Raw genomic sequence first — 24,048 nt, 5'->3', positions numbered from 1 at the left:
CGGTGCCGGCTTCATGGCATCATTTTACATCCCCACGGGAGCGTCATACGAGGCGGGGCGATCGGGCGAAATTTCAATGTCGCCAATCGAATTGAACGTGGGATCAACGACACGCGAAATCGCTACAGTGCCGTGACGTCGAAAGTGCCTATCGCATGGCGGCAGACGCAGCTGGCCGGCGTCCGATTGCCCTGCAGCCCTGGGTGGGTAGCGTTGTGAAGCAGATGGGATTGCGTTCATGTCGGCCTCCCATGACGGACGCCGCATGACGTAGAAGAATATCTTCTGCCATTCAGTGCGAGGTTATCGCACGACCGCTGGACGCGAGATGCTCTGTAATGGCGCGCCGGATTTCGGTAACCGTGTCGAAGAGCCTGTTGTCCAGGTCAATGACATTGAAGCGGACAGCGATGAATTTGAGGCGGTTTTCGACTGGGACCGCGATCCCGACTTCCTGACCGTTGAATACGACAGCTTGCTTTTGCATAACAAACCTCGGGCGCACCACACCGGAGCACCATCTTACAAAAGTGGGACAAAGGGTTTCCGACGCGTCAGATTGCCGTCGTAGGTCCGTATCGGATCGAGACGAGATCACGCGCTCGCTGCATCATTGCGAAGAAACGAAGTCGGACAAACAACGTCATGATCCTCCTCAAGCGAGATCAAACGACCGCTGAGTATCGCCGGCGAGGCCGGTTATTTCGGAATTTTTCTGTAAAAAACGTAGTCGAGAAACTTCGAGTAAGCAACTGATTTTTGTTATTTTTTAGCGTTTTGAATCGTATGACAATTACCGCATGTGCGAAGTAATAAATGATGTACGTTCGTCCGATACCCATAGTCGAGGGCGGCCCGCCGACGGCTTTACTGGCGATATTGCGGATCGCCACTGAGCGCAGGTGCTAGGTTGGCGGGATCAAAGAGTCCGATTTCACTCCCAGGTAGCTTCCGGACAGACGCGATATCCCTGAGGGCTTCAGAAGTACCTGATCACCGTATAACAAGCGATATATCCGATGGGAACATTGCCGCTACAATGTAGTAAGGTTGATAGTTCGACGCCATATGGAAGTTGCCGCTTGCCCTCGGGTAACCGGGGGTTCACCATCTAACCGAAGTATGTGTGAAGCAGCGTTCCGTTCCAGTTGATTTCAATGAGATTTCAGGCTGATGTAGGCACATCTAAATCTATGGCTTGAGAATGCAGCGCTACCAGATACAAGCACTCGAGAACGGAAGGTGGTCGGTCATAGACCACCAGACCGGCAAGCCAATAGTTGACCAGCAATGGTCAAGCGAGAGAACGAGGCTGGAGGCTCAAGCCTTAGCTGATTTTCGCAATGGAATATCGGCCCCTCCTCCACAGCGGATTTCCTCCCGCCTTCAGAAGTTACGTCGAGCTTGGGCACTCCTCGGTCGGCCACGTTCAACTTGAACCGGCTCTTCTTATTCTGGCAATCGCCGATGCGTTAAACTAATTGAATTTTGGAGGCCGTCGAAATGATATCGATCGGCCTCATCTTTACCCTCGACATCCCTTGCTCACAGAGTTTCAAAACCTTGGGCGAGTGACCTCGATGCCCTGCCGCTGTCGTCATCTATCGCAACAATAGCCGATGCTGCTCAGGGCGCTCCGATACGAAATCGTAGAGCGCCCAATCCTTTCCAGCGGCATACCTTCACACCCGGTCACTCCGGGTAACCAATCGTCAATTACGCTTTTGGAATACACGCGTATATTATCCCGCGAATAGCGATGTCTGACCTGAGGTCGACGACAATGAACTGGGACGCAACGTCTGCATTCACACCCGTCGGGCTGGCTCTGCGCGGTCAGCCAGCTCACAGGATCGTTCGCACCCTCGGCGACGCGGCATATATGCTGCTCAGGGACTGGCCTTCCGATGACGGCGAAGAATATGTCACTGCGGTGAAGGCTTGCGTCGATGCGATCAGCGGTGAGATCGCTCCGGAGCAATTTTGGGACGCGTTCTTGCGTGCGGCCGATGAGGCAGGTATCGCTGCGCTGACCGTCGTTCAGCGATGACAACGAGTAAAAGAAGCGGTGGTTGGCGAGGGTGAGACGTTCAGCACGGCTTGCCTCAACTCGTGAGGAGCTCCAGCATCTCGCCTCGCGCGATCCTCTGACCGGTCTTTCAAACCGAGCTCATTCAGCACCGAACTCGCCGTCCGGCTTGCGGCGGCTCCCAGGGCCAGAGCCACTGCGTACTGTTCATAGACCTCGATCGAGTCAAAGCGGTCAACGATACTTTCGGGCACCCGACGGGGACAAGCTCATCTCGCTCGTGGCCCAGCGCATGAATGAGATCATGCAGACGGTCTTCGGGGGAATATTGTCCTGAATGGCATCCAGGCAGGTTTTCACAGAGCGAATCTTCGCTTTTTATGCGACGCCCGACATGGATCGACAAAGCTTCACCAGGGAGGTTCTGACTGGGAACGGCAACATTGCTAAAACCTCCCTGGTGTCCTTTTAACAAGGATGAGGAAAATCTAAGCTGGATCGCGCCGAGGGGAAGACGGACCTAAGTCGGACTGGCGACTCCATAGCCCGCTTCTCTTATTAGGTTCTGAGGTAATATGACGGTTCGTGGAGGGCAACGACCAGGAGGACGATATGAAGTTCGGTTCCGACAATGCCAGCCACCAAGAGTGCTGCTCCCAGGGCCATAGTTCGGCCTCGACCATGGCGACGATCAAAGCGACCCTTTCCGCCGCTCAGGATATCGACAGCAGTGCGATCGAGATCAGGATGCTCGGCCCTGTGGTCCTGCTCGAAGGCTACATAACAAACGTTGCGGACCGTGATAAAGCCATCTCGCTTGCGGCGATGATCGTCGGCGAGGAGAACGTCCAGGACCGGATGCTGAGCCGGTTTCCCGCCCAGTAATGGCATCAATCGGATCAGGACAAAGGTCGGGTGAGGCCCGGTCAGCAGGCAGGTGATAGCCCGGACGTTGGCAATACTCAACAGGAAGACGCGTGAGCAGCGCGGCGAGTTTTGCCGCCAGCGCTTCGTTTAAGCGGTGCGACGAAACATGCGCGCGACCGCAATCGACCAGGGGAATATGTCTACGGCTGGAAGAAGACGCGCTAGGATCACATGCAGTGCGAATTCGCCGAGTGCAGCCCGATCTGATTTGGCCTGTCAATGCACTGAGCTCGAAGATGGCGCGTTTACGCGCGTGGCGGCCAGCCCGACGTAAGTGCCGATCAGAACGGTCGCCATCTCCTCTAAAGAGCGACAGCCCTCGTTGTAGAGTTCGATGGCGGCATCACACAAAAAGGAGGACGCTTGATCGTCCCACTCCACCTCGTAGTACCGATACCATTCACGGACGGCCTTCGACATCAGCAGGTGGTCTTCCTGTAAGCACTTGGACATGCGTTACCCCAGACATGGCGGCGGCAGGCGTGCGCGGCTATGACTGCTTCGTTCCGACCACAGCGGGGTCGCCATCATTCAGACTAACAAAGACAGGACTTCACGGGAACCTGCCTCGTCCATGGATAGGGCAACACCGCTTGGCCGTCTAGCGGCGACCAATCTCGGCCTCGACCTTCTTCCGTGCGTTTCCAGCGCTCTTCACGGCCTTCTTGACAGCATCTTTCGAGACGCCTTCCTTCGTTGCTTCGTACTTGACCTCGTGATCCTGACCGCCGGCCACGCGAGCTCGATCCTGTGCGCGGCCGCGGGATGTCGGTGTCTGTGCCATCGGGCTTCTCCTTCGAATGAACGTTCGCAGTACAAACTCACAAGGATTCCGGTGGTTCCCGGGAGACAGTGGATGGCGATGCTGCGCTTGAAGCGGCTGCGGAATTCCCTAAGCGGTGCCCGCCATTGTGCTGGGAGGAAGGTGGTTACCGTGGCGCTCGAACTGAACAAATCTCCACCTTTCCACTACTGTCGGGCGCAATTCGGCCAGCGGTGACGGCGGAATCAATTTGAGAGAGAATTTCCGTAAAGTATTGAAAAATGATTCGTTTTGAGTCGGAACGAATCACCCTGACACGTCTTTGAGTCGCGTATTAATGATTCGGAGTATTTGTCATGCCGTCAGGACAGCGTGCGCAGTGGAAAGGCTTTCTGAAGTTCGGCGAGGTAAGCTGCGGCGTCGCTCTCTACACGGCAGCCTCGACTAGCGAGCGCATCACCTTCAACACCATCAACAAGGCCACGGGCAACCGCGTCAACCGCATCTTCATAGACAGCCAGACCGAGGATCCGGTGCCGAAGGAAGCCCAGACCAAGGGCTTCGAGATCGAGAACGGCCAGTACATCATCATCGATCCTGAGGAAGTTTCCGCCGCGATTCCTGAGAGCAACAAGACGCTCGAGATCGAGGCGTTCATCCCCTGCTCCGACGTCGACGACGTCTATTTCGACAAACCGTACTACCTCACGCCCGACAAGATGGGCGGAGACGCGTTCGCGGCTCTCCGCGATGCGATGAAGAAGTCGATGGTCGCAGCCATCGCCCGCACCGTCCTATTCCGTCGAATGCGCACGGTGCTGATACGGCCGCACGGCAAGGGCCTAATCGCCAGCACGCTCAACTACGACTACGAGGTTCGTTCCTCCGAGAAGGCTTTCGAGGAGATGCCCAAGCTCAAGATACAGGGCGAGATGCTCGAGCTCGCCAAGCACATCATCAGCACCAAGAAGGGCGAGTTCGATCCGGCGACCTTCGACGACCGCTACGAAGCCGCCCTCGCCGATCTGGTGAAGGCGAAGCTGGAAGGCAAGTCGCTTCCAAAGCCGAAGAAGGTGCAGGTCTCGAAGCCCAACGATCTGCTGGCCGCGCTGCGCGAGAGCGCAGGCATCATGAAGGCCGCTGCGGACAAACCGAAACGCACTGCCGCCAACGCCAACACCGGCACTGGGAGGCAGCGCGCCGCGCGCGGGGCGGCAGCGAAGTCCGCCGCTTCAAAGGCTGCCCCGCAGCGCAAAGCCAGCTAGGGAGATTAGACGATGGCTCCGAAATATTACTGGAAAGGCTATCTCAAACTCTCCCTGGTCACCTGCCCCGTGGCCATGACCCCGGCCACGAGCGAAAGCGAGAAGGTTCGCTTCCATACACTTAACAAGGAGACGGGCAACCGCATCGTCTCCCGATACATCGATTCCGTCACGGGCAAGCCCGTCAAGGACGAGAACGAAGCCAAGGGCTACGCTCGCGGAGAGAACGACTACGTTATCCTCACCGAGGACGATCTGGATGCCGTTGCGCTCGACACGGTGAAGACGATCGACATCGACAAGTTCGTCCCGGCCGACAGCATCGAGTGGATCTACCTTGAGAAGCCGCATTACCTGATGCCGGACGACGCCGTCGGCAACGAGGCATTTGCGGTGATCAGGGATGCCATGAAGGCCGACAAGGTTTTCGGTGTGTCGAAGCTCGTGATAGGCCGCCGAGAGCGGGCGGTCGTCCTGGAACCGCGCGGCGAAGGAATCGTGCTCTGGACGCTGCGTTTCGGCGACGAGGTTCGACCGGAGGAGAATTACTTCGAGCAAATCGACGAGCACGCAGATCCGGATCTCATTCCGCTCGTCCAGAAGCTCATCAAGCAGAAGACCGCGCGCTGGTCGCCGGACATGGTCAGCGATCCCATCCAGACCAGCCTGCTGAAGCTCATCGACGAGAAGAAAAAGGCGTTGAAACCGAAAAAAACGGCGACAGGGAAAGCGGCCGAATCCGCACCGAAGTCGAATGTGGTCAGTATCATGGATGCGCTCCGGAAGAGCGTCGAGGCCGATCTCAAAGGCAGGAAGGCCGGGTAGTCACATGCACTTGCTGGAAACCAAGGTTGCACACGAGAGGACGGGCTGGCGGATAGATTTCGTCGGCGACGACGGTGAAGTGGTGTCGATCAAGGTCGCAGACGGTCACGCTGCAAGCGAAGACGAGGCCATTGAGCGTGCGAAAGAGGTCATGGTTCAGTTGACGGGATATGGCACGCGTGGCGGCGGCCGCAGCATCAACTCGTACGATGCTGCCAGCAATGGAAACTTTGACGACGACGAGCCGTCGTTGGATACGTGGCACTGATCCGCCCTGAGGAACCCCCCCGCCTCTCAGGCAACAAAAAAGGCCGGGTAGAAACCGCACCGACCCATCATCGCCTTCTGACCAGTGCCAGTACATCCGTGATCAAAAGCATTTCAGCGATGCGGCGTTGCGAGCTGCGAATTCAGCGCGCATCAGCAAGGCCTGTGGGAGAGTTCTACCTGAAGTGTGTCCGCAACAAGTCTCAACTAGAAAATTTCCCGAAGGATTTGCCGGCCGTCTTCCCGCGCGTGGGTCAGGCCTGGGAAGCCGGCTTGTCGTTTGACGGTTCCTCGACAACGTCGTCCGATTGGTCGTCTGCGGGATCCGGGTCCCGGTCGTACGCGACCCTCAGGCGGTCAAGTTCGTTCTGTATGGCATCGTAGACCTCCGTTGCCTTTGCGCCTTTAACCACGAACGTGTCGACGAAATCTTCGAGCTTCAGGCTCAGGTCGTCGCGCCAGTCCTTGGTCATTGCCCGTTCTCCGGCTGAAGACGAATGCCTCTGCAAAGAAGGTCCCACGTCGGGCGATGTACGGAAGCGCGTGTTCTTGGAGAAGCGCCCTCGTCGGGCTCGGGATCGGGAAGCGGTTCCTCGCCGGGTATCCGGTCAGGATCGCGCGGTGGCGTGTCGACGGGCGGTGGCGATGGCGGCGGCACGATGGGTTCGTTTGGCACAGACATGGGGTCCTCCTCGCTGCGAGAACGTGGGAAATCCTCCCGAGTTCCGTTGACGCTTGACCCCTTGGACACCATTTGCTTCGACATGCCCAAGACGAAGACGAAAAGCAAGGAAACCGACGATCCCGAGCTGATCAGGGAGTGGCTACTTCCCGTGGTGGCGACCCTCGGATCTGGTGTCAGGGTGAAGGGAATTCTGCAGGAAATCCGCTCGCGACTACCATCCCCGGTGCGGAAGTCGCTCGATATGCAGGCAGGCACGCTCATCCTCGTCATGCCAGAGACTGCGAAGACAGCATTCAGGGCGACGGCATCGGCCGTTTCCTGCGCACTGGACGGCATCGCAGACCTTCCGATCATCCCTCGTGAGATCGAGGATATCCTGACGATCACGGCATCAGAGCGGAAGCGCTGGCTCGAAGACGGTCGCCTGCCCAGCGCCGGAACGCGAACGGTGAGGCTGCAAGGGCGCGCAAGGAAGATCACCTTTCACGTATTCGACCCCCGAGTCGTCGAAGATCTGCTCGACCGTGGCGCAGTGGATGAATGGCGAGAGGACGACGCAGCGGCGAAAGCGGAAAATCGCAGGCGGGCCGCGTATCAGGCGAAGCTGACGCGTTCACTGAAGAAAAAGGAAAAAGCCAAACAGAACGAACGAGCCGATGAAGCCGCGACCGGCTTGAGCGGATGGGACGAATTCGGGAGCGACGGTCTCCTTCGGTAGGATTGCCGTTTCAGTTGAAGTTTCGCGCCTTCACTTTCAGCGTATCGATGTGCAGATCTCTGACGAAGATATCCCTCGGCTCGGGCAGAGGCTTCGGTCGATCCCGCGAATCCGAACTTCCGGGAGAGCCATGCGCGAACTCGTCGCCCCTGCCTGTCGGTAGCCTGAAACCTGTGTCGCGATCCGCCAGACCGGATAGATCGCCGGACAGGTCGAAGAGCTGTTGTGCAACAAGATGGACCACGTCGCCCTCCCTCTGGATCTTCCCATTGATCGCCATCATTGATGATCCGAGCACCACGCGACGGCGCTTTTCGAACAAGGATGGCCAGACCACCAGGTTGGCAGCACCCGTCTCGTCCTCGATGGTGATGAACATCACGCCCTTCGCCGATCCTGGCTTCTGCCTGACGAGGACAAGGCCCGCGGTCATCAGCCAGCGGCCGTCGCGAGCGTTCATCGCTGCCGCGCACGTGACGATGTTCTTCTTCTGCAGATCCTTCCGCAGGAAGGCGAGCGGATGCTCGCGTAGCGTCAGCCCGACGTGGCTGTAGTCGGCGATGACATTGTGCCCGTCGGTCATCTGCCGGAGTGCGACCTCCGGTTCCTGCTGCTCCGCGATTGCTTTCATCTCGCGCTCGGCAGCGGCCGCGAACAGAGGTAGCGGCTCGTCACGGAGGGCCTTGATCGCCCAAATCGCATCACGTCTCTCAAGCCCCAGAGACGGCAGATATGCATCGGCGTCGGCGAGTTGCTTCAGAGCCTCGGACGGAACGGCCGAACGCCGCCACATGTCGTCGATGCTCTCGAATACCGTATCCATCCGGGCGGCGACAATCCGAGCGGCATCGGCGGCCGCCAGTCCCTTGACCATCCGCATCCCGAGACGAACGGCATGGCGGTCGCCGTTGCCGACGCGTTCAAGCGTGCAATCCCAGCGAGATCGGTTCACGCAGACCGGTAGAATTTGCACACCGTGGTTCTTGGCACATCCGACGATCTGCGCGGGAGCATAGAAGCCCATGGGCTGGGAATTCAGGAGCGCCGCGCAGAAGGCATCCGGAAAATGGCACTTCACGAAGCTGGAGGCGTAGGCGATGAGAGCGAACGAGGCCGCGTGGCTTTCGGGGAAACCATAGGATCCGAATCCCTCGAGCTGTGAGAAGGTCTTCTCTGCGAATTCTGCGGTGTAGCCATTCTTGACCATCCCGGATACCAGCTTGTCCTTGAACCTCGATACGCCGCCCGTGAACTTGAAGGTTGCCATGCTCTTCCGGAGCTGGTCGGCTTCCCCGCCCGTGAACCCGGCGCAGACCATAGCCACGCGCATCGCGCTCTCTTGGAAGAGTGGCACTCCGAGGGTCTTCCCGAGAACGGCCTCCAGTTCCGGTGTCGGGTATTCGATCTTTTCCTTGCCTTCACGGCGGCGGAGATAGGGGTGCACCATGTCGCCTTGGATTGGCCCCGGCCTAACGATAGCAACCTGAACCACGAGATCGTAGAACGTCTGCGGCCGGAGCCTTGGGAGCATCGACATCTGCGCGCGGGATTCGATTTGGAAAGTTCCGAGCGTGTCCGCGCGCCTGATCATCGCGTAGGTCTTCGAGTCTTCCTGCTCGATCTTCGCGAGATCGAGGTCGACCTCCTTGTGTTCCCGGATCAGGTCGAAAGCCTTCGACATGCAGGTGAGCATGCCGAGCGCCAGCACATCGACCTTCATGAATTTCAACGCCTCCACGTCATCCTTATCCCACTCGATGATCTGGCGATCCTTCATCGAGGCGGGTTCTATCGGCACAAGGTCGTCCAGTCTGTCATGCGTCAACACAAAGCCGCCTGGATGCTGGCCCAGATGTCGAGGCGCGCCCATAAGCTGCTGCGCTAACCTCAAGGTGAGTGCAAGACGGCGATCATCGGGGTTCAGGCCAAGGTCGCGGATGTTTTGATCAGGAACCTCCTCCGACCATGACCACATGCCAGATGACAGCGCCTTGATCACGTCCTCTGGCAGCCCCAGAGCCCTGCCGACATCGCGGATGGCGCCCTTGGCCCGGTAGCGGGTGACCGTCGCACACAGAGCGGCCTTCTCGCGCGTATAGGTTTTGTAGATCCATTGGATCACCTCCTCGCGACGTTCATGCTCGAAGTCGACGTCGATATCCGGCGGCTCGTCCCGTTCCTGCGAAACGAAGCGCTCGAACAGAAGATCGTTGGTCGAGGGATCAATGCTCGTAATACCGAGGATGTAGCAGACGGCCGAGTTCGCCGCCGATCCGCGTCCCTGACACAGAATACCTTGGCTGCGCGCATATTTGACGATGCTGAAGACCGTCAAAAAATACGGGGCATACTTCATTATCTGGATGAGGGCGAGCTCGTGCCGGACAGTCTTCAGCACCTCCGGCGGCAGGCCTTCCGGATAGCGGTTCGGCACGCATTCCCAGAGATAGTGCTCAAGGGATTCCTGCGCGGTCTTGCCGGGGACGATGGCTTCTTCCGGATACTGGTAGGTAAGCTCTTCGAGGCTGAACTTGCATCGATCGGCGATCTCGATCGTGCGCCTGAGCGCTTCCGGATAGCGCGGGAACAGGCGCTCCATCTCGTCGGGAGGCTTGAGATACCGATCGGCATGGCGCTCGCGCTCGAAACCAACGGCATCGATGGTCGTATTGTGCCGGATGCACGTGACAATATCCTGAAGCTGCCGCCTCCCGGCCTCATGGAAAAGCACGTCATTGGTCACGACGGTCTTCACCTTGAAGCGGATTGCGAGGTTCGACAGCTCATGGAGCCGGAGCTGATCGTTCGGACGTCGTCGAAGGCAGAGCGACAGGTAGGCGCGATCGCCGAATATCTCGGCCAACTTCCGAAGCTGGACGGCACAGGTCTCGTCGGCAAGATCCGGCACGAGGATTCCAATCATGCCATCGGCATATGCGACCACGTCGTTCCAATGCAGAATGCAGTTGTTCTTGCCTCCACGGGACTTCCCAAGCGTGATCAGGCGCGTGAGCCGGGAGTACGCGACGCGGTCGGTGGGATAGACCAGTATCGACATCCCGTCCTGCAGATCGAGCCGACAGCCGACGACGAGCCGGATCCCGGTCGACCGCGACGCCTCCAGTGCGCGGACTATCCCGGCAAGCGAATTCCGGTCAACGACACCAACGGCACCAATTCCCAGTATCTTCGCAGTCTCGAATAGCTCCTGCGCAGAACTCGCTCCCCGGAGAAAGCTGAAATGCGTCGTGACCTGGAGTTCGGCATATCTCATCAGCCAAAGATCCCGTGCATGAACCACCGATGGTTCCCGGTTTCAGGATCCACGCCGTCGCCGGAACGGAAAATCCACAGACGCTCGCCCGCATCATCTTCGATGACGAAGTAGTCGCGGACCGCGGCCATCTCGGAGTTGCGTTCCCACCATTCGCCGAAGATCCGCTCTGGACCATCGGCGTTCTTCACCTTCCGGCGCTTGCCCCGCCACATGATCCAGACGGGCGGATGGTCTGGCAGCAGCGCCATCACGTCGACCTGCTCTGGTCGCGCAAGCAGGCGGACGGGCCGGCGCCAGTGATTGACCCAGGCAGCCTCTATCGGATCGGATGCGGCACTGATCCTCCGGACCGAGCGCTCGGGAACGTCGGAAGCAAAGGGGGCGACGCGATAGACCCGCTGGCCACGGTTGCCGTAGATGTCGATGAGCGGCGTGAGGTCCACACCCTCGTCTTCGACCAGCGACGACGTCTTCTGGGCTTCCTCTAGCGGCTCCGCCATGACCGCCACTAGCGTCATCTTCTCGATACCGAAGCCGGGTTCGATCTTCTCGGTTCTGTCTTTGAACAGTTTCGTCAGCCAGGCGACATCGCGCACGGGTTTGGCGGTCCCGGCGCGGATGGCTTGCCGGGTGCCGTCGACCTTCTCGACAATGAGGTCTGCGCGACGGACGCCGAGCCCCCTTCTCTGCAGCGCATCGACAAGCTGGACGACCAGTCGGGCGACATACTTGTTGATGGTCTCGGCGGCGCCGATAGGTTCGGCGAACGCCCTGCTGACTTCGACAAGTTCGGCTGTTCGAATGGGATCGATCGGCTCAGGCGTGCGGCCGAACATCTGGTCGAAGCGGCGGCCGACCTCCGGCCCGAAGCGGAGCGTAAGCGGTGGGCGAGCAGTATTGGCAAGCTCGCCGATTGTCTTGAAGCCGAGCGTCCGCAGGTCGCCGACGATCTTCTCAGGAAGCCGTAGAAGAGAGATCGGCAGCTTTTCCACTGCCCGGAGGGTCTCGCCCCTCGGAACGATGACGGTCTCGCGGCTGGTCGCTCTGGCGCATGCGTGGGCGGCACCCCACGTGTCGGCGATGGCGACCCGTGTCGTCAGGCCCTTGGCGCGGAAGCGGTTGGCGATGCTCGTCAACATTCGCTCCTCGCCGCCCTGTAGATGGTCCGCGCCCTCCGTGTCCATGACGATGCCGTCCGGCGCGTCGACGGCGACGATCGGCGAATACTGGCTGAGCGCCCACATGGTGATGCGATCGAGCGCCGCTGCATCGGCGGCGGCATCGGCGTCGATCATCCGGAGGCCCTGGAAGAGCGCCTGCGCCTTGGCGGCCGGCATGCCCACGTGAACGCCAGCCTTTCTGGCCGCGGGATCGGCGGCCGACACCCAGCGTTTGGAACCGCTCTTCGAAATGACGGCGATCGCCTCCTCAACGGGAATGGCGGGATCGGCCCGCCTGATCCTGTCCGTCGCCAGATCGGGAAAAAATATCGATACGACCCTCGGCATCGCAGGCTCCTACTTCGAACTCGGCGCACTCACCCGCTTTCACCCTCATCAGTTCCAGAAGCCATCTCGCCCGCCCGACGCCCGGAACCGGCAGTTCCTCGCTCGGGATGACGCTCACCCTCCAGCGCGTGGTCGACGCCGTCGGCTGGCCGAAGTCGCTGGCCTCGGTCTGCCGTCGCCACCGCCGCACTGCAAGCGCCATCGTGCCGCTCTTCTCGGCTGCGAGTTGCAGCCGCCCGGACGCGGCCATCGGCAGCCGGACGATCTCGCCGATCACCGCCCCGAGGCCGCCGTATGAAAGGCCCTCCTCCATATTGGCAAGGACGTCCTCCTCCTTGTCGGACTCGACGAAGACGACCCGGTTCGGATGAAGACCCGCCTGCGCCAAGGCCGGGAAGAACAGGTCAGGACGTGTCAGGCACCAGACGACCTTGCCTTTGGTACGGGCGGCAATCCCGCTCACGAACAGGGCGGCCGCCGCCCCGTCGACGGTGCCGGTCCCGCCGCCGGCGCATTCGTGCAGCGCGCCATAGGCCAATCCACCACCCGGAAGCCGCTCGTCGATCTGCGCGACACCGAAAGGCAAAACGCCTCGGCTGCGCCGACCGGCGCCTTCCAGGTGCGCGATCTGCTCGCGCAGCCCGTCGAGGACGGCGTTTGGGGCGACGGCTGACTTCATGATCTCGGGCAACCCGTTTTCGGCTTGAGTAACAGCAATATGTTCTGTATTTGTTCCGAAGAGATAAATGAGTCAATGCGCATATGACCCGCTGAAGTTGAGCGCCGGTACAAAAGATAAAAATCGCCAGCGGATTCAATCGGATGTTGAGACAGGAATATTTTTGGATGCGCCGAACGCGGCTTGTGGAAGATACGATCCCGAGACTGCAAGATCACCAGGTCCCGGTGGTCGAACTCATATGCCTCCTCTGCGATCGCCATTGTACACATGAGCGCAAACTGTTGGTCAAAGCGTTTGGCGCAAGCGTCACCTTCGCGGAAATCCGCCGGCGCATGGCCATGGGCTGCGAGCGGATGCAGACGCCGCGAGGTGACAAGTGTGGAGCACACTTCCCATGTTTGAGTGATGGTCTTGCTGATGGAAGCTAGATAATGACAGGCGAAGACAACCGCGAACGGCCGCGCAAGATCGTGCATGTCGACATGGATGCCTTCTACGCATCGGTCGAGCAGCGCGACAATCCGGAGCTGCGAGGTGTGCCGGTTGCTGTCGGCAGTCCTGCTGCCCGCGGGGTCGTGGCGGCCGCCAGTTACGAGGCACGCAAATTCGGCGTCCATTCCGCCATGCCTTCGGTGACCGCCCAGCGGAAATGCCCGGACCTTGTCTTCGTCAAGCCGCGCTTTGATGTTTACAAAGCCGTGTCGTTGCAGATCCGCTCGATTTTCGCCGAATACACGCCGATGATCGAGCCACTGTCGCTCGACGAGGCCTATCTCGACGTCACCGAAAACCTGAAGGGCATGGAGATTGCGACCGAGATCGCCGAAGAGATCCGAGCGAGGATCAAGGCGGCGACGGGGCTCAACGCGTCGGCGGGAATTTCTTACAACAAGTTTCTGGCCAAGATGGCAAGCGACCTCAACAAGCCGAACGGCCAGGCCGTCATCACCCCCAAGAACGGCCCCGCCTTCGTCGAACAGCTTCCCGTCAAGAAATTCCATGGCGTGGGACCGGCAACGGCCGAGAAGATGCATCGGCTCGCGATCGAAACGGGAGCGGACCTGAAGGAGAAAACGCTCGACTTCCTCGTCGAACATTTCGGAAAGTCAGGGCCGTATTTTTATGGCATCGCCCGCGGCATCGACAATCGCCAGGTCAGACCGGACCGGGTGCGGAAATCCGTCGGTGCGGAAGACACTTTCTCTGCCGACATCCATTCTTATGAACCCGCGCGCGACGGGCTTCAGTCGCTGATCGAAAAGGTCTGGGGCTATTGCGAGGCCAATGAAATCGGCGCCAAGACGGTGACGCTCAAGGTCAAGTATGCCGACTTCAGCCAGATCACCCGTAGCAAGACAGTTCCGTCAGCACTGCCAGCAATTGCCAATCTTGAGGAGGTGGTCGATATGCTTCTCGCGCCAATCTTCCCGCCGCGAAAAGGCATCCGTCTGCTCGGCGTGTCGCTGTCTTCGCTGGAGCGGCGCAGATCTGAAGCGACGCCGCAGTTGCAGCTCGCGTTTTAGGTCACATTAGATGTGACGCGGTCGGTTTTAGATTGGATGCGCTCCGCACCGGCGTTCCCGCGCCTGCCAGTGGTACCGCCCCTCGCCTAAGTTCCCTTGACCTGCTTGCGGCAGATCGAAGCTGAGAGGTCGGAGTTTCGTCGAAGCCGTCTGATGTGAAATTCCGTTGGAATTTCCGACCTCACGAACCGCTTTCGCCCTCGCTATTGAGAACTAGCGCAGAACGGATGCAATCAAGCAAAATCTGTTCGCCAAACGGTTTTGTCAGGCAGCCGACGACGTCCGCGCCCAACGCAGACGCGCGCACATTCTTTTCCGGAAAGGCGGTGATCAGAACAGTCGGAACGCTCTTGCCCAGCGCGACCAGCCGGTGGTGCAGATCGAGCCCGCTCATTCCGGGCATATTGATGTCAGTCACAAGGCAGGCCGTGCGGCGGATATCAGGGAATCTCAAGAAATCATCCGCGGATGAAAAGGTCTCGGCGTCAAATCCCATCGACCTTATGAGCCCCTTGATAGCCTCCCGCATCGACTCGTCGTCGTCGACGATCGCAATCAGAGGTTTCTTGGTTGGCACCGCCGCCTCCCGACTTCGCCGATGGGCGTCGCGCCTAAATGGCGTTATGGCAAATTGCTGGATGGACTTATTATCGGGCGGCGACAAAGGCACCGCAAGCTATACGCTCGTATACGCTGTCTAAACAGTTCTGCGACGGATTGGGAATGTGAACGCGCGGAACATGGAAAAGAGGAGACCGACGCGCGCTGCGAAAACAGAGCCATACGCGTGGCAAGTTCGTTAATGCATAAAATGTGGGTTGGAGGACGGTCATCTCGAATGTGCCGGCGCCGAAAGGGTGGAGAGCCGTCCTGCAGGCTGCCTACTCTACCCGAACCAACCGACGCGCCCCGACAGAAGGTTCGTTCGCCGGCGACGCTGGCCGCTCCACGATGCGCAAAACGCCGTTTGCGGCCGCCGGCATCCACCCTTGTGGCCGGGGTGATTATCGCGCATTGTGGCGTGCGAAAGGAAACCCGATTTCGGCATTCGTTTACTCATCTCGTGGCCAATAGGCGTAGATAGTAAATTATGCCAACGTCGATTCACATTGCGGGCTCTGACGATTGACCGAGGCGCTAGCGACCATCATTGTTATCGATGATGACCCCGAGGTCCGGGAGGCGCTTGGGAGTCTGCTGCGTTCGGTCGGCTTTGCCGTCAACCTCCTCGCTTCCGTGGGCGACTTCCTCACGTCCGGGCGACCCGATGGACCGACCTGTCTCGTACTCGATGTCCGGCTTCCGGGACAAAGCGGTCTTGATTTTCAGCTCGAGCTGTCGAGAGAAAACATTCAGTTGCCGATTGTCTTCATCACCGGGCACGGCGACATCCCCATGTCTGTCAAAGCGATGAAAGGGGGCGCGGTCGAGTTCCTGACGAAACCGTTCCGAGACCAGGACTTGCTCGACGCCATTCAGATCGGCCTGGCGCGCGACCGCGAATGGCTTGAAAATGAAAAGGCGCTGGCGACGGTGCGCACTCGTTTCGCTAGCCTGACCCCACGGGAGCGCGAGGTGATGGCTTTGGTGGTGACAGGACGGCTCAACAAGCAGATTGCCAGCGCTCTAGGCGTCAGCGAGATTACCGTGAAGGTTCACCGCAGCCAGGTCATGCAGAAGATGGGCACCAGATCCCTGCCCGAACTCGCGCGTATGGCTGACAAGCTGATGCTCGCGCCAGGAAAGACTCAAACGAACTGATAAAGGTCTTGGCTGCGCGTATAGGTCATCCCCCGCTCATTGGTAATCGATCCTTCCTGGTGGCCAATAGCCCCTGCGGAAGCCCTCCTCTATGGTGCGCGTTCATTTCCCCCTCCTCCCAGGCCGGATCGCTACCGATCGGCCCGCCTTGGCCTCCCACCCGCGGGAGGCTTCTTTTTGGCCTCAGTCCCTGCAAGACACTTTCGACTCCAACACGGAAACCGACACCGAATCGAACTGACGGCACCCATGCGCGGGGTTAGAGGAGCAGACCATCGCCCCAGTCATTGCGGGCCAGGATGACTTCGCCGACATGAGTCGCTGAGCAGAAGTTCTGCTGAGGGGTGTCCGTGCCGGTATTCCAAGGTATCGCAAAGCGAAACCACAGTATAATGTCGCGTCGTCCCTTCCATCGCTAGACTAGTCGTTGCCTCGCGAGACAGGTAGCGAATCCCCCCGTTGCTACCACCAAGCTTCGGCGCTCCCTCCATCCGAAGCTCTACGGGTCCACGACCCGCCCGACCGCCCAGCAGCCGCTGGGCGGTCTTTCCTAGAGGTGGACCACGTATCGACCGGGCGGGTGATGGCCTCGTTGTTGGGACGAGCAGGCGAGATGTGGTAAGAAGTGAGGAAGTGGTTGCGGTTCGTCATATGTGCTCGCTTTGGCCAATTTGACCGGACGGATCTCCGAAACGCGTTGGTGGAGATGGGAGTTTGGAGGTTCTTTGGGAGGACGGTGATCGCGTGTTCCACAGGCAACGGCGCCTGGGTGCCGACGGCACGTGGAACCCGGTTCTGGTCGTGATTTCGGCCCTCGAGTATCCGACGCCTTCAAGCCTCGGCCGCCTCGACCATGAATACGGATTGAAGGATGAGCTCGATAGCGCGTGGGCGGTGCGACCGCTTGAGTTGGTGCGCGAGGGCGGCCGGACCATGCTGGTGCTTGAAGATCCGGGCAGCGAGCCGCTCGCCCGCCGGCTCGGAGCGGCAATGGAAACCGGACTTTTCTTGCGCCTAGCGATCAGCATCGCCGCTGCGCTCGGCAGAGTCCACCAGCGCGGCCTGGTCCATAAGGACATCAAACCGGCCAATATCCTGGTAGCGGGCACGTGCGCCGAGGTGCGGCTAACCGGCTTCGGCATTGCCTCACGCCTATCCCGCGAGCGGCAAGCGCTCGAGCCGCCCGAAGTGGTTGCGGGAACGCTTGCCTATATGGCCCCCGAGCAGACCGGGCGCATGAACCGCTCGATCGACTCCCGCAGCGACCTTTATGCGCTCGGCGTGACACTTTACGAAATGCTGACCGGGAGCCTGCCCTTTGCCGCTTCCGACCCGATGGAATGGGTGCATTGCCACATTGCACGACAGCCGATGTCGCCCAAGGAGCGGACGGCGGACGTTTCACCGGCAGTCTCGGCCATCGTCATGAAGCTGCTCGCCAAGACGGCCGAGGAACGATACCAGACGGCAGGCGGCGTCGAGCACGATCTGAGGCGCTGTCTCAGCCAATGGGAAATGGAATCGCGGATTGAGGCGTTCCCGCTCGGCGAGCGCGATATCGCAGACCGGCTGCTGATCCCCGAAAGGCTATACGGGCGGGAGCATGAGGTCGAAACCTTGCTCGCTGCCTTCGACCGTGTGGTGCTGGGCGGGGCGCCGGAGTTAGTGCTGGTCTCTGGCTATTCCGGCATCGGAAAGTCGGCTGTGGTCAACGAACTCCACAAGGTACTGGTGCCGCCGCGCGGGCTGTTTGCGTCCGGCAAGTTCGACCAGTACAAACGGGACATCCCCTACGCGACCCTGGCGCAGGCCTTTCAGGGTCTGCTGAAAGGGCTCCTCGCCAAGAGCGAGGCGGATTTGGCACCGTGGCGCGAGGCGCTGAGCGAGACGCTGGGACCGAACGCAAAGCTGATGGTCGATTTCGTCCCCGAATTGAAGCTCGTCATCGGCGACCAGCCGCCGGTCCCGGAACTTCCACCACAGGACGCGCAACGACGATTCCAACTGGTATTCCGGCGGCTCATCAGTGTCTTTGCCCGGCCCGAACATCCGCTGGCGCTGTTCCTCGACGATCTCCAATGGCTTGACGGAGCGACGCTCGATCTGCTTAAGGATCTGCTGACCCGGTCGGATCTGCAACACCTCATGCTGATCGGTGCCTATCGCGACAACGAAGTCACTGCCGCCCATCCGCTGATGCGGACGCTTGACGTGATCAAGACCGCGGGCGGCAAGGTCGCGGAGATCACGCTTGCGCCGCTCACTGAGGACTATCTCCAGCAGTTGATCGCGGATACGCTCCACTGTCAGCCTGATCGTGCGGCCCCGCTCACCCGAATGATGCACGACAAGACCGGCGGCAATCCGTTCTTCGTCCGTCAGTTCCTGTTTTCGCTCGCCGAAGAGGGAGTGCTCGCTTTCGACTATCGCGCGGCATGCTGGTCCTGGGATCTCAGCCGCATTCACTCCATGGGATACACCGACAACGTCGTGCATCTCTTGGTCGGCAAGCTCGCGCGTCAGCCGCCCGAAACGCGGGAGGCGTTGCAGCAGATCGCCTGTCTTGGAAACACCGCAGATATCAGGGTGCTTTCACTCGTGCTCGGGATCCCGGAGGAGCAAGTCGCCGGCGCCTTGTGGCCTGCCGTCGCTCATGAACTGCTCGAGCGTCTGGCAGGCACGTACCGGTTCGTCCACGATCGCGTTCAGGAAGCCGCCTATTCGCTGATCCCGGAGGATCGACGCGGCGAGTTACACCTTCGCATAGGCAGACGACTTGCGGCGAATACTACGCCGGAGCGGATTGACGATCATGTCTTCGAGATTGTCAGCCAGCTTAATCGCGGAGCCGCACTGATCAACTCGGCTAAGGAGCGCGAGCAACTGTCAGAGTTTAATCTGATGGCCGGCAAGCGCGCCAAGGCCTCGACGGCATACGCTTCCGCTCTGAGCTATTTCGTTGCTGGCACGATGATGCTTTCGAAAGACCGGTGGCAGCGCCAGCACCAACTGGCGTTTGCGCTTGAACTGAACCGGGCCGAATGCGAGTTCCTGCTTGGCGCTCTGCCGGATGCGGAGGGCCGGTTAGCCCAGCTTTCCAGTTGTGCTGTCGGCGCCGACGACCAGGCTGCTGTCGCCTGCCTGCGCATTGATCTCTATGCTGCGCTCGGGCAAACCAGCCGCTCCGCAGACGTCGGTCTCGAATATCTGAGGCGGTATCTCGGCGTCGACTGGTCGCCGCATCCGGCCGACGCGGAGGTGCAACGAGAATACGACCGGATCTGGTTGCAGCTCGGGAGCCGCGCGATCAAGGATCTCATTGATCTGCCATTGATGAGCGACCCAGCATCCTCCGCGACGTTGGATATTCTCGCCCGGCTCGTGGGGGCGGTATGGCACACCGACGCGAACCTGGCATGTATGGCAATCTGCCTGGCTGTGAATCTGAGCCTCGAGCGCGGCAACAGCGACGGCTCCTGCTACCATTACGTGTCGCTTGGCTATATTGCTGGGCCGCGCTTCGGTGACTATGAGGCCGGTTTCCGCTTCGGTCAGCTAGGCTGCCAACTGGTCGAAAAGCGCGACCTGAAACGCTTTCAGGCCAGGACTTACAAAGACTTCGGGGCTCACGTCATTCCGTGGACGAGACATGTCCGAATCGGCCGCGACATGTTGCGGCGAGCCCTTGAAATTGCCGATCAGAGCGGCGACCTGACGTTTGCCGGATACAGCTATGCCAGTTTGAATTCGAATCTGCTGGCGGCAGGAGATCCGCTTATGGAAGTGCAACACCAAGCGGAGACCGGCCTCGCATTTGCGCAAAAGGTGCAGTTTCAGTTCGTCGTAGATCTCACCAGCGCGCAGCTCGGGCTCGTCCGGACGCTGCGCGGGTTGACCCGGAAATTCGGTTCCTTTGACGACGACGGATTTGACGAATTCGAGATCGAACGCCGGTTTTCGGAAAATCCGAATCTTGCGGAAATCTGCTACTTCGTCAGAAAACTCCAGGCCCGGTTCTTCGCCGGCGACTATGAGGCGGCCGTCGATGCGTCGTTGCGGGCGCAGAGGCTGCCATGGTCGTCCGTAGCGCATTTCGAAGAGACGCCGGAGCATCATTTCTACGGTGCCCTGGCCCGCGCCGCGTGCTGCGACGATGCTGTGGCAGACCAGCGGGCGCGGCATACGGAGGCTCTGGTTTTCCACCACCGACAGCTTCAGATCTATGCGAAGAATTGCCCGGAGAACTTCGAGAATCGCGCCGCACTTGTCGGCGCCGAGATAGCGCGCCTTGAAGGCCGCGAAATCGACGCCGTGCGCCTATACGAACAAGCGATCCGCGCAGCGCGCGCCAACGGCTTCCTTCATCATGAAGCCCTCGCATATGAACTCGCCGCCCGCTTTTATGCGCTGGGAGGCTTCGAAGACTTCACTCGTCTCTATCTCCGCAACGCGCGAGGCTGCTATTTACGCTGGGGTGCCGACGGTAAGGTGCGGCAACTCGACCAGCTCTATCCGGACCTGAGAGGGGACGAACGCAGTCCCGCTCCAACAAGCACTATTGGTGCCCCGGTCGAGCAACTCGACCTCGCAACCGTCATCAAAATCTCACAAGCCGTGTCAGGCGAAATCGTCCTTCAAAAGCTGATCGACACGATCTTGCGCACCGCCGTTGAGCAGGCGGGCGCCGAGCGCGGCCTGCTGATCCTGCCGCGCGGCGGTGAGTCACGGATCGCGGCGGAGGCCACGACTTGCGGTGAAGCGGTCGCGGTGCAGATGCTCGACGCGATCGTCACAGAGTTTACGCTGCCACAATCGCTCCTTCGTTATATCTTGCGCACGAACGAAACCGTGGTCCTCGACGACGCAGCAGCTCAGAATCCATTTGCCGCGGACCCATATATTTGTCGGCACCGTGCTCGTTCTATCGTCTGTGCGCCGTTGCTCAATCAGGGCCAACTGACCGGGGTACTCTATCTTGAAAATAACCTCGCCCCTCGGGTCTTCGCGCCAGCTCGGATCGCGGTGCTGAAGTTGCTCGCCTCGCAGGCAGCAATCTCACTGGAGAATACCCGGTTGTACCGCGATCTCGCTGAACGCGAAGCCAAGTTCCGTCGCCTCGTCAAGGCCAACATCATCGGCATTATCATCTGGGATATCGAAGGTCGCATTTTTGAAGCCAATGACGCGTTTCTCCGCATGTTGGGCTACGACCGAGAGGATCTTGCCTCGGGTCGGCTATCCTGGACGGACCTTACGCCGGTCGAATGGCGCGACCGCGACGCACGGACCGTCGCAGAGCTGAAGATGATGGGGGCAGTCCAGCCGTTCGAGAAGGAGTATTTTCGGAAAGATGGCACCCGCCTGCCCGTGCTGATCGGCGGTGCACTTCTAGAAGAAGGCAGGAACGAAGGTGTCTCTTTCGTCCTCGATCTGACGGAGCGGCGGCAGGCCGAAGAGGCGTTACGGGAGAGCGAGGAAGCCTTGCGCGAGGTGCAAGGGCAACTGGCCCATGCAAATCGCGTCGCCACAATGGGCCAGCTCACAGCGTCCATCGCCCATGAAGTCAATCAGCCGCTCGCCGCATCGCTCACCAACGCCCAGGCGGCGTTGCGCTGGCTCGGAACCCATCCGCCCAATTTGGAGGAGACGACTCAGGCGCTGGGCCGGATCGTCGAGAACGCCAATCGAGCCGGCGATGTCATCGGCCGGATCCGTGCCTTGATCAAGAAGGAGCCGGCTCGCAAGGAGCGGTTCGACCTCAATGAAGCCATTCGTCACGTGATTGCCTTGACCAGCAGTGAAGTGCTCCGCCACGGCGTCACGCTGCAGACAGAATTCGCGGCGGGCCTCCCGTTGGTGGAAGGAGACCGCGTCCAGCTACAACAGGTGATCCTAAACCTGATCATGAACGCAATCGAGGCGATGAGCAGCATCAACGAGGAAGAGCGCGAACTGCTGATCAGCACCGGGGCAGATGCCTCAGGAACCGTTGTCGTCAGGATACGCGACAAGGGTCCGGGCCTTGACCCGCAGACAGTGGATCGTCTCTTTGAGGCTTTCTACACGACCAAATCGAGCGGCATGGGCATGGGCCTGGCGATCTGCCGTTCGATTATCGAGGCTCACGGGGGTCGAATGTGGGCCACCGCTGGTGAACCACGTGGGGCAGTGTTTCTGTTCACCCTGCCTCTCGAACGAGACGAAACCGCTGGCGCAAAGCATGCCGACCAAATGGCAATGTTGGGAAACTGATAGGACCAACAACTGGCTGAAGCTCTCGCAGCCTGGGCAGGTCTCAGGCTGAAGGCCGTCGACCTGGCCCGCTTCTCCGTCACGAGACGACTGAGGTACGGCCGAAGCTTTCACGTCCACGTCGCAGTCTTCGGGCCAACGGGGGCGGCAGTGGCGAAAACAACAAGCGCATCGATCGTGCCGCGAAATCGTGCGCCAGGAAACTGGACGAGGCAACGGAGATGCCTGCACGAGCTAAAAGGTGCTAGGCACCAAGCTCGATGATCCTCAATTCTGGACCCAAACCCGGCTTACGGCATGTCGCGGAAATCACTGAAGGGCAGAGATCCCGAAGCCGTCTAACAGACGGACAAGCCCGACGGAGTAGCACAGAAGACCGAACTGGGTTCCAGTAACATATAGGGTAAAGGCAGATCTCTGGGCGTGCAGCGCTTGTCCCCAGGGAGACTTGATCGTTTCGAATGGCATGACGGAGAACATCATCAAATGGGCCTCCAAGTCCGTAGGCGGCCATGATGAAATATCGGGCGGTGTGTGGAGCGGAGAGCCCGGAGCGCAAGGCCCAGCTTCCCCATATGCGCTGGGAAACAGCGTCAATGGGACCAGTTCGATTTGGATGCGGTGGAGTTCATGTGTCATGGTCTCAATCCTTAGGCAAACGGTCCGACCCATCGGCTCGCCGGCACCTATCGTTGGTGAATGGCCTCAAGTCTGTCATTGATGCAGGCATCAGGAGGCGTGTTGAACGCCTTCGTGAGCTCGATGACATTGCCGCGCGGGAGAAGTACCCTGACCGTAACAGGACGCCGCTCGACCTGCTATTGATCTTGAGGAAGGATCGAGTAGCGAAGAGGAGGAGACGACTTATACGGGGGTTTAGCCGTTCATCGGGGCCGGCTACCAGATATCAGACCACCACCCGCTCCTCGCGATGAGATGCCTTCGGCGCGCTCCTCTTCCCACGTCGATGACATCAACCAGATAGAACGTCGTCCTGGACTCGTTACCTTGGAAGCCGTTTGCGCCGCTAGGAGAGCACGGAGCAACGTGGGCACCCTTCATGCTCGAAATGAGTGGCTGAGCCGGGCATAGCTCCCTAGCAGCCCGCCTGTGTGCTGCCTCCGTATAATTTGCGCATACACAAGTATGATGGCGGACCTACACTCTTCGTTTTACCTTTTACTCCTGAGTGCTGGCCCCTCCAAATTGGTCATGTTCGCATCGGCGTCGGCAGCCATTCACTTGGAACCATGGCCAATCAGGTTCCAAAACCGTTAGGAAGGGACGCAGAATGCCAACGGTATCTCCGACTCCTATCACGCCTCCAGACGAGCATCTTGTCACCGCCAGAGAGGCGCTTGAGCCCCTCTATGAGAGACTGGAGCTTCACACCGAGGTCACCCTGCTGTCGGCGGCAATGGGGGCCGGATGGCCCGTCGACGAGGCAACGAGGGCGCTGGCTGCGCTTAGATTGCAAGACGCCCTCAATATTCTTGGCGGGAATTGAGGTCCAGCATATCGACCCCGCCCAAACGACCGAACGAGATGGAAGGCTTCGCAAAGTTC

General features: G+C 59.8%; 20 protein-coding genes. 12 read left to right on the top strand and 8 right to left on the bottom strand.

Going from position 1 to position 24,048, the window contains the following annotated elements:
- Positions 1-292: 292 nt before the first annotated feature.
- Positions 293-487, bottom strand: a complete 195-nt coding sequence (locus tag NE851_RS02325) for a hypothetical protein (RefSeq protein WP_003577126.1) — start codon at positions 485-487, stop codon at positions 293-295.
- A gap of 1,296 nt (positions 488-1,783) precedes the next feature.
- On the opposite strand from NE851_RS02325, the gene NE851_RS02320 reads away from it, so the two are divergent.
- The 3 genes from NE851_RS02320 (at position 1,784) to NE851_RS02310 (ending at position 2,914) form a co-directional block, all read left to right on the top strand.
- Positions 1,784-2,050 carry a DUF982 domain-containing protein gene (locus NE851_RS02320; protein WP_097596434.1) on the top strand — a complete coding sequence of 89 codons (267 nt, stop codon included), beginning with the start codon at positions 1,784-1,786 and terminating at the stop codon, positions 2,048-2,050.
- Between the two features lie 122 nt (positions 2,051-2,172).
- Positions 2,173-2,325 (top strand): diguanylate cyclase domain-containing protein, encoded by a 153-nt coding sequence (locus tag NE851_RS35245; protein WP_312862844.1) that lies wholly within the window; start codon positions 2,173-2,175, stop codon positions 2,323-2,325.
- Positions 2,326-2,641: 316 nt separating this feature from the next.
- Positions 2,642-2,914 (top strand): BON domain-containing protein, encoded by a 273-nt coding sequence (locus NE851_RS02310; RefSeq protein WP_097544234.1) that lies wholly within the window; start codon positions 2,642-2,644, stop codon positions 2,912-2,914.
- Positions 2,915-3,172: 258 nt separating this feature from the next.
- Here the strand turns inward: NE851_RS02310 and NE851_RS02305 are convergent, their stop codons facing one another.
- Both NE851_RS02305 and NE851_RS02300 read right to left on the bottom strand, forming a co-directional pair.
- Positions 3,173-3,409, bottom strand: a complete 237-nt coding sequence (locus NE851_RS02305) for a hypothetical protein (protein WP_097544233.1) — start codon at positions 3,407-3,409, stop codon at positions 3,173-3,175.
- Positions 3,410-3,557: 148 nt separating this feature from the next.
- Positions 3,558-3,740 carry a DUF3606 domain-containing protein gene (locus NE851_RS02300; protein ID WP_097596433.1) on the bottom strand — a complete coding sequence of 61 codons (183 nt, stop codon included), beginning with the start codon at positions 3,738-3,740 and terminating at the stop codon, positions 3,558-3,560.
- A 335-nt stretch (positions 3,741-4,075) separates the two neighbouring features.
- Here NE851_RS02300 and ku (NE851_RS02295) point away from each other — a divergent pair, with 335 nt between their 5' ends.
- From ku (NE851_RS02295) to NE851_RS02285, 3 genes are read left to right on the top strand one after another with little or no spacing between them, the layout of a single operon-like run.
- Entirely contained in the window at positions 4,076-4,984 is a 909-nt protein-coding gene (gene ku / locus NE851_RS02295; RefSeq protein ID WP_097544231.1) for a non-homologous end joining protein Ku, read from the top strand.
- Positions 4,985-4,996: 12 nt separating this feature from the next.
- Positions 4,997-5,809 (top strand): non-homologous end joining protein Ku, encoded by an 813-nt coding sequence (gene ku / locus NE851_RS02290; RefSeq protein WP_097544230.1) that lies wholly within the window; start codon positions 4,997-4,999, stop codon positions 5,807-5,809.
- A 4-nt stretch (positions 5,810-5,813) separates the two neighbouring features.
- Positions 5,814-6,077 (top strand): hypothetical protein, encoded by a 264-nt coding sequence (locus NE851_RS02285; RefSeq protein ID WP_254956004.1) that lies wholly within the window; start codon positions 5,814-5,816, stop codon positions 6,075-6,077.
- Positions 6,078-6,330: 253 nt separating this feature from the next.
- Here NE851_RS02285 and NE851_RS02280 read toward each other — a convergent pair whose 3' ends face one another.
- The gene (locus NE851_RS02280) at positions 6,331-6,549 is read right to left on the bottom strand and encodes a hypothetical protein (protein ID WP_097544228.1); all 219 of its coding nucleotides are present in this window, start codon (positions 6,547-6,549) and stop codon (positions 6,331-6,333) included.
- A gap of 291 nt (positions 6,550-6,840) precedes the next feature.
- Between NE851_RS02280 and NE851_RS02275 the strand changes: the two genes are divergently transcribed.
- Positions 6,841-7,479 carry a hypothetical protein gene (locus tag NE851_RS02275; protein ID WP_097544246.1) on the top strand — a complete coding sequence of 213 codons (639 nt, stop codon included), beginning with the start codon at positions 6,841-6,843 and terminating at the stop codon, positions 7,477-7,479.
- A gap of 10 nt (positions 7,480-7,489) precedes the next feature.
- Here the strand turns inward: NE851_RS02275 and NE851_RS02270 are convergent, their stop codons facing one another.
- Genes NE851_RS02270 through NE851_RS02260 form a run of 3 tightly spaced genes read right to left on the bottom strand, consistent with a single transcriptional unit; the run spans position 7,490 to position 12,943 of the window.
- On the bottom strand, positions 7,490-10,753 hold the full coding sequence (locus NE851_RS02270; RefSeq protein ID WP_097596363.1) for an error-prone DNA polymerase: 3,264 nt from the start codon (positions 10,751-10,753) through the stop codon (positions 7,490-7,492).
- The gene (locus NE851_RS02265; RefSeq protein WP_097623388.1) at positions 10,753-12,264 is read right to left on the bottom strand and encodes a Y-family DNA polymerase; all 1,512 of its coding nucleotides are present in this window, start codon (positions 12,262-12,264) and stop codon (positions 10,753-10,755) included. Before NE851_RS02265 ends, NE851_RS02270 begins: the two co-directional genes overlap by 1 nt.
- Complete coding sequence (locus NE851_RS02260; RefSeq protein ID WP_254956000.1) at positions 12,185-12,943, bottom strand: ImuA family protein; 759 nt, start codon at positions 12,941-12,943, stop codon at positions 12,185-12,187. The genes NE851_RS02265 and NE851_RS02260 overlap by 80 nt, the downstream gene beginning before the upstream one ends.
- 167 nt (positions 12,944-13,110) lie before the next feature.
- Between NE851_RS02260 and NE851_RS02255 the strand changes: the two genes are divergently transcribed.
- Both NE851_RS02255 and dinB read left to right on the top strand, forming a co-directional pair.
- Positions 13,111-13,374: a hypothetical protein gene (locus tag NE851_RS02255; protein WP_097596376.1), complete on the top strand. Its 264-nt coding sequence runs from the start codon at positions 13,111-13,113 to the stop codon at positions 13,372-13,374.
- Positions 13,375-13,377: 3 nt separating this feature from the next.
- Positions 13,378-14,469, top strand: coding sequence for a DNA polymerase IV (gene dinB / locus NE851_RS02250; protein WP_097544223.1), 1,092 nt, complete (start codon positions 13,378-13,380; stop codon positions 14,467-14,469).
- 181 nt (positions 14,470-14,650) lie between these two features.
- Here the strand turns inward: dinB and NE851_RS02245 are convergent, their stop codons facing one another.
- Positions 14,651-15,046, bottom strand: a complete 396-nt coding sequence (locus NE851_RS02245) for a response regulator transcription factor (protein ID WP_097544222.1) — start codon at positions 15,044-15,046, stop codon at positions 14,651-14,653.
- Positions 15,047-15,594: 548 nt separating this feature from the next.
- On the opposite strand from NE851_RS02245, the gene NE851_RS02240 reads away from it, so the two are divergent.
- The 3 genes from NE851_RS02240 to NE851_RS02230 all read left to right on the top strand — a co-directional run bounded on the left by NE851_RS02240 (position 15,595) and on the right by NE851_RS02230 (position 23,989).
- A complete protein-coding gene (locus NE851_RS02240; RefSeq protein WP_097544221.1) occupies positions 15,595-16,230 on the top strand; it encodes a response regulator transcription factor in 636 nt (211 codons plus the stop codon).
- Positions 16,231-16,944: 714 nt separating this feature from the next.
- Positions 16,945-22,482: a trifunctional serine/threonine-protein kinase/ATP-binding protein/sensor histidine kinase gene (locus NE851_RS02235; protein ID WP_254955989.1), complete on the top strand. Its 5,538-nt coding sequence runs from the start codon at positions 16,945-16,947 to the stop codon at positions 22,480-22,482.
- Between the two features lie 1,291 nt (positions 22,483-23,773).
- Entirely contained in the window at positions 23,774-23,989 is a 216-nt protein-coding gene (locus NE851_RS02230) for a hypothetical protein (RefSeq protein WP_097544219.1), read from the top strand.
- The last annotated feature ends 59 nt before the right edge of the window (positions 23,990-24,048 follow it).

It is taken from the genome of Rhizobium anhuiense bv. trifolii (assembly GCF_024346605.1).
Classification (GTDB): Bacteria; Pseudomonadota; Alphaproteobacteria; order Rhizobiales; family Rhizobiaceae; genus Rhizobium; species Rhizobium anhuiense.
Note: the sequence above shows the minus strand (reverse complement) of the source record. Positions and strands in the feature narration are given on the sequence as shown.